A 5,062-nucleotide genomic window follows, 5' to 3' on the forward strand; every position below is an offset into this window, starting at 1 on the left:
GTGCAGTAGTCGGGGAGGGTGCGGAGCGGGGCGTCCGTGTCGAGGGTGAACCAGACGGCCTCCTCGGGCAGGCCCACGCGCGCGAGGAAGTGGCGGGTCGGGGTGTGCGTGAGGGCGGGCGGGAAGTCCATCTCCTCGAAGCGGACGATCTCGCCCTGGCCGTACTCGTCGTCGAGGAGGCGCGGCGGGAGGTCGAGGGCGAGGCCGGAGGTCGTACCGGGGCCGGCGATCAGCGCGAGGGGGCGGATCACCGCGATCGTCTTCCAGTACGGCGCGACCTCGCCGTCCGTCTCGCCCTCGTACAGCGACAGCAGGTGCTTCGTCGCCTCCGTCACCGCCTGGGCGCCGAAGCGGCCCGCGTAGGAGGCGAACTGCCCACGCAGGGCGGCGAGTTCATCGGCCGCAGTGGCAAAGCGGACCAGCTTCTCCAGGGAGGGGGCGAGGGGGCGCAGGTCCATGAGGTCGGGGCGGTCGTGGAGGAAGTACGTCGTCGAGACGGCGCCCGTCGCGCCGTCGAGGACGACGGACTCGGTCTCCTCGCCGCGCGCACCGAGGAGGCCGCCGATGACGAGCTGGTCGCGGACGTCCGCGGCGAGCGCGCCCGCGGGGTCGCCGGTGGAGTCCGCGACCGTCCGCAGTCCGTCCCTGCGCAGCGCCTCGAACGTGAGCAGCCCGCCCACGCCGGGGAGTCCGGGGCCGGTCAGCCAGCGCCGGGTCGGCGCGTGCGTGACGTACGGGTCCAGCGCGTCCTCGGTGAAGGTGATCGTCGTCGCCGTGCTGCCCATTGCTCCCCCGTGCCTGAACAAGTCGTTCACCAGGCAGGACGCCCCGCTCGAACCCCGAGCCGCCCCACTGCTCAGAACACTACGCGGCCCCACTGACAACGCCCCACCACCAGCCAAGACGTCACTCGACCCCGGCGCGTTGCCTCTCGGTAAGAATTTTCTCAACGGTTTCCTCGGCCGTCATGCCGGACGTATCCAGCCACAGCCCGATCCGGGGCGTCCGCTCCCGCAGCCACCGGTCCAACGCCTCGACGGACCAGGCCCCGTACCCGTTCTTGGCCCGCCCGGCCTCCCGCGCGGCGACGGCACGGACGTCCGGCGCGAGCACGACGACGTACAGCGGGCGCGTACGGACCATCCCGATCCACCCGGCGAGATCCTCCCCGAGGACCACGTCCTGCACGACGACGGTGAACCCGGCGTCGGCGTACGCGTCGGCGGTGGTGGCGGACAACCGGTGGCGCAGCAGGAGCTGTTCGCGAGCCTCGGCGGAGGCGTCGGGCAGGTATTCGGCCCGACCCGAGACCACCATCCGCCGGAAGACGTCCCCGCGCACGTGCGCGGCGCGCGGCAACCGGGCCGCCAGCGCCTGCGCGACGGTCGACTTCCCCGACGCCATCACGCCGGTGATGAGGACGACCCCGCGCACCTACTGCGTCACCACCGCCGCCTGGGGCCGGATCGGCAGGCGGTTCACCGGGCGGCCCGTGGCCGCGCGTACGGCGGACGCGATGGCGGCGGGAGACGTCACCACCGGCACGGCGCTGACCGCCTTGGCGCCGAACGGCGCGACGACGTCGCGTTCCTCGACGAGCTTGACGATGGTGATCTCCGGCGCGTCGAGGGACGTCGGCAGGGAGTACCCCGTCAGGTCGGGGTGGCGGATCAGCCCGCGCGGGGTGCGCAGGTTCTCGGTGAGGGCGATGCCGACGCCCTGGGTGACGCCGGCCTCGATGCGGGCGGCCAGCTGGGAGGGGTTGAGGACCCGGCCGACGTCCTGCGCGACGGCGAGTTCGACGACCCGCACGGACCCCAGCTCGATGTCGACGTCGACCACCGCGCGCACGGCGCAGAACGCGAGCCCCACGAAGGCGTCGCCCTGCCCGGCCTCGTCGAGCGGCTCGGTGGGGTGCGGGCGGCACTGCGCGGTGGCCCACAGCTCCTTGCCGTGGAGTTCCTCGGCGACGGTGGTGGAGAGCACGCCGTCGTACGAGGTGATCTTGCCGTCGGTGATCTGGAGCAGCTCGTGGGACATGCCGAACTTGTGCGCCAGGGGCTGGAGGAGCTGCGTGCGGACCATCTTCGCGGCGCGTTCGACGGCGCCGCCGGAGACCCAGGTGTGCCGCCCCCGGCAGCCCGCGCCCGCGGGAGGCTGATCGGTGTCGACAGGGGCGACGTGCACCTCGTCGATGCCGAGGGTCTCCTGGACGATCTGGCGCGCGAGCGTGGTGAACCCCTGCCCGGTCTCGACGGCCGCGCACAGGACCGTCGCGACGCCGCCCTGGACCTTGACGGTGGCCGTGGAGACCTCGTCGGCGCCCTCCGCGCCGAGCATGTGCACCATGCCGATCCCGTAGCCGACGCCCCGGCGTACGGCGCCGGGCTCGCCCGCGCCCTCCAGGCCGCCGGGGAGGAGCCACTCGTCCTCGGGGGTGTCCTTGGGGAGGGCAGGCAGGGGGTGTTCCTGGACGGCCTGGAGGAGTTCGGCGACGGGCGCGGGACAGGTGACGGTCTGGCCGGTCGGCAGGACGTCACCGGTCGCCATGGCGTTGCGCAGGCGCAGTTCGGCGGGGTCGACGCCGAGCTTCTTGGCGAGCTTGTCCATCTGCGCCTCGTAGGCGGCGCAGACCTGCATCGCGCCCTCCCCGCGCACGTGCCCGGAGGGCGGGTTGTTCGTGCGGACGGCCCAGCCCTCGATGAACGCGTTCGGGACGACGTACGGCCCGCACGCGAAGGAGACGGCGGCGGCGAGCGCCTCGGACGACGTGTCCGCGTACGCGCCCGCGTCGAGCAGGATCTGCGCCTCGACCTTGACGAGCCGCCCTTCCGCGTCCGCGTGGTGGCGGTAGCGCAGGAGCGTGGGGTGGCGGTGCGCGTGCCCGAGGAACGACTCCTCGCGCGTAGCGGTGAGTTTCACCGGGCAGCCGGTCTTCAGCGCGAGCAGCCCGAGGGGCAGCTGGAAGCCCTGGTCCTCGCGGTCGGCGGTCGCGCCGGGCACGCCGGTGACGACGATCTTGACGCGCTCGGGGGGCAGCCCGTAGACGGCGGCCGCGGTGTCGCGGTCGGTGTGCGGGTCGGTGGAGGCGAGGTACAGCTCCACGCCGCCGTCGGGGCGCGGTACGGCGAGTCCGGCCTCGGCGCCGATCGGGGCGGGGTCGGCGCGGCCGATGCGGTACTGGCCCTCGACGACGACCTCGCCTACCGCGTCCGGGTCGCCGTGGCGCAGCGGGATGTGCCGGATCAGGTTGCCGTCGGGGTGCAGCGGCTCGGCCTCGAACGCCTGCTCCGGGTCGGTGACCGGGTCGAGGACCTCGTACTCGACGATGACGGCTGCGGCGGCCATCCGCGCGGTGTCAGGGTGGTCGGCGGCGACGGCCGCGAGGGGCTCGCCGTGGTGGCGCACGACCTCGGAGGCGAACACCGGCCGGTCGACGACACCCCGGCCGTGCCGGGGGGTGCCGGGGACGTCCTCGTGCGTGATGACCGCGCGGACGCCGGGCATCTCGCGCGCATGGGAGGTGTCGATCGACACCACGCGCGCGCGGGGGTGCGGCGAGCGCAGGACGGCGGCCCACAGCAGGCCCTCCGCCCAGAGGTCGGCGGCGTACGGGAAGGTCCCCTCGGTCTTCGCGCGCGCGTCGGCGGGGTGCAGCGAGGACCCCAGCCCGTGCGGAATCGCCTCGGGCACGGGTACGGGCTCCGCCGCGATCGGCGGCGGCACGGAGACGGCGTCCTGGGTCACACCCGGCCTCCGATCCGCCGCGCGTACAGCACGCCACGCGCTACGAACGTCCCGCGCGTGTACGACACACCGTGCGCGCTCGGCACACCGCGCGCGCTCAACTCACCGTACGGAACCGGCTCGTTCACGCCTGGCCTCCGTCCTGGCCGAACACCTGGCCCTGACCTCCCAAGGTCCCCGTGTCGAAGACCGACGGGTGTGCCCCGCCGGACCCCGGGCCCGCCTGATGCGGAATACGTGCCCCGTCGCCGTCCGTCTCAGCCTCGGCGGCGGCGATGGCCTCACGTTCCTGGACGACCTCCTGGACGGCGTCCAGTACGCCCCGGTAGCCGGAGCAGCGGCACAGGTTGCCGCACAGGGCCTGGCGCGCCTCCAGTTCGGTGGGCGCCGGGTTGCCCTCCAGCAGGTCGTGCACGGTCATCGCCATGCCGGGCACGCAGAACCCGCACTGCACCGCCCCGCACCGCGCGAGCGCGCGCTGGACGTCGGAGGGGTGGCCGTCCTCGGCGAGCCCCTCGACCGTACGGACCTCGCTGCCTGCGGTCGTCACGGCGGGGACGAGGCAGGAGGCGACGAGCCGGCCGTCCACCTGGACGTTGCAGGCCCCGCACTCCCCTTGCGAGCAGCCGTCCTTGGCGCCCGCGAGGCCGAGGCGCTCGCGCAGCACGTACAGCAGGGACTCGCCGATCCACGCGTCGGTGACGGGCCGGTCGGTGCCGTTGACGGACAGCACGTACGAGGCGAGCGGGTGCTCCTCGCCGGGCGGCAGCGGAACCTCGCCGGGCTCCCCAACCTCGTCGGCCTCCGCGCCCTCCTGAGCCTCACCAGGAGCCTCCGAGCCCTCCGGAGCCCCTGGACCACCCTCCGCACCCTCCGAGGCGCCCTCGACGCCCTCCACGGGCCCGGACGGGGCCTCGTACGCCGGTTCGACGGCCGCCTCGACGGACACGCCCTCCGGAGCCCCGGCCCCCTTCTCGCCCTCAGCGACAACTCCGGCCTCAGGACCAGCCCCCGCCTCGGGAACAGCCCCGGCCTCCGAGGCCGCCTCACCCTCCGGCACCAGCCGCTGACCAGCCCCGAGCGTCAGCCGGTTGATGGCAGCGGCGGCGGCACCGGACTCGGCGACGGCGTGCCCACCTGCGGCACCGCCATCGGCCTCGGCAGGGGCATGACCAACGACCTCACCGGAACCGGCCACTCCCCCGGCACCGCCCGCCCCGACGGACTCGCCGGACCCAGCCGCCCCGCGTCCGTCCAGCCCATCCAGCCCATCCAGCCCATCCGCTCCACCGAACCCGGCCCCGGCCCCGCCGTC

Annotated in this window: 4 protein-coding genes; all 4 read right to left on the reverse strand. The window is 74.3% G+C overall.

The annotated features are described in order from the left end of the window. A partial coding sequence (locus AOK24_RS30595) for an SUKH-4 family immunity protein (RefSeq protein WP_055723284.1) occupies positions 1-785 on the reverse strand: 785 nt, incomplete at its 3' end. 121 nt (positions 786-906) lie between these two features. Beyond that, positions 907-1,434 carry an AAA family ATPase gene (locus AOK24_RS30600; protein WP_055723285.1) on the reverse strand — a complete coding sequence of 176 codons (528 nt, stop codon included), beginning with the start codon at positions 1,432-1,434 and terminating at the stop codon, positions 907-909. Beyond that, positions 1,435-3,747, reverse strand: a complete 2,313-nt coding sequence (locus AOK24_RS30605) for a xanthine dehydrogenase family protein molybdopterin-binding subunit (RefSeq protein WP_055723286.1) — start codon at positions 3,745-3,747, stop codon at positions 1,435-1,437. Positions 3,748-3,871: 124 nt separating this feature from the next. Beyond that, positions 3,872-5,062, reverse strand: a 1,191-nt coding sequence (locus AOK24_RS51330; RefSeq protein ID WP_055723287.1) for a (2Fe-2S)-binding protein, incomplete at its 5' end; no start/stop codon positions are given.

The organism is Streptomyces niveiscabiei (assembly GCF_001419795.1).
In the GTDB taxonomy this organism is placed as follows: Bacteria; Actinomycetota; Actinomycetes; order Streptomycetales; family Streptomycetaceae; genus Streptomyces; species Streptomyces niveiscabiei.